The 1,117-nt window shown below is 70.0% G+C and carries 2 protein-coding genes; both read right to left on the bottom strand.

What is annotated here, in order from left to right; translation table 11 throughout:
- Positions 1-122: 122 nt before the first annotated feature.
- On the bottom strand, positions 123-668 hold the full coding sequence (locus G6027_RS09830; protein ID WP_182637018.1) for a CAP domain-containing protein: 546 nt from the start codon (positions 666-668) through the stop codon (positions 123-125).
- A 138-nt stretch (positions 669-806) separates the two neighbouring features.
- Positions 807-1,117: CAP domain-containing protein (locus tag G6027_RS09825; RefSeq protein ID WP_346995679.1), on the bottom strand; the 311-nt coding region annotated here is incomplete at its 5' end.

Below are 1,117 nucleotides of genomic sequence, written 5' to 3'. Positions count from 1 at the left end.
CGTATGAAACCGCCCTCGCGAAACGTGTGCGGAACGTCCTTATCGATGAGCGTCTATCGCCGAGCGCCTACGGGGGAGCGCTCGGGCGAGCGCTTCCGACGGCCCCGGGCGGAGGGCCCGACTCAGCTCCGGGTGAAGACCTGGGTGGCGTAGAGCTTGTTGTCGGCGGCCACGGCGACGCCCATGCCCATCGAGGTGTGATCGGAGCGCAGCAGGTTGAGCCTGTGGCCGGTGGAGGCCATCCACTGGTTGACCAGCTGCTGAGGGGTGGCGTTGCGCCAGTTCTGCAGCACGTTCTCCGACCAGCGCGTGGTGCCGCTCGGCACCTGGTTGCGCAGCTCGGGGTTGTGGTACATCCGGTTCTCGGCGGCCTGCACCTGGCTCCAGGCGGTGGCCAGCTGAACGAGGGCGTCGTTGGACGGGAGCGGGGCCCGGCCGTTGGCCACACGCGCGGCGTTGGTGGCGTCGTGGAGCTGCTGGCGGTACTCGTCGCTTGTGGGGTCGAGCGCCGGGACGGTGCCGCCGCCGCCGACGTTGACGCCGAACGACGAGCCCGGCATGAGGAACTGCTGCGCGGAGGCGGCGGGGACGCCGAGTCCGGCGACCGCCATGGTGGCGGCAGCGCAGACGGCGAGGGGCTTGACGAAACGAGGGGAAGTGCGACGCACGAGGGGTCTCCAATTCTGCACTCACCGAGGGGGAGTGAGTGCAGATGACACTGTAAGGATCAGATGTGCGCCGGGCTAGCGGAGCCCCCATTCTGGTGGGATTTTAATCTTTCCGGTGATGGGACGCGGGGTGTCCGATCAGCGCTCGAAGTCCAGCACCACGTGGATCTGCCCGTCCTCGTCGGTGGCCGTTCCCACTCCCACGGTGGCGAACTCGCCGTCGAGCATCCGCTCGCGCATCCCGGTGTCGGTGAGCATGGCGGTCAGCACGTTCTGCGGAGTGGCCTCCGGGGGCAGGGTCAGCACCGTTCGGTCCCGGGCCTCCCCGCTCTCGGGGACCGGGAGGTCGCCGGTCGTGGGGTCGCCCGCCGCCAGCTGGTCCGCGCGGACCCCGGCCTCGACGGACAGGACCGCGTCGGTGACCAGGCGCTCGGCACCCACCGCGGTGC

The organism is Dietzia sp. SLG310A2-38A2 (assembly GCF_014145095.1).
Taxonomy (GTDB): domain Bacteria; phylum Actinomycetota; class Actinomycetes; order Mycobacteriales; family Mycobacteriaceae; genus Dietzia.
The sequence above is the reverse complement of the archived record's forward strand: the minus strand, read 5'-3'. Positions and strand labels throughout refer to the sequence as shown.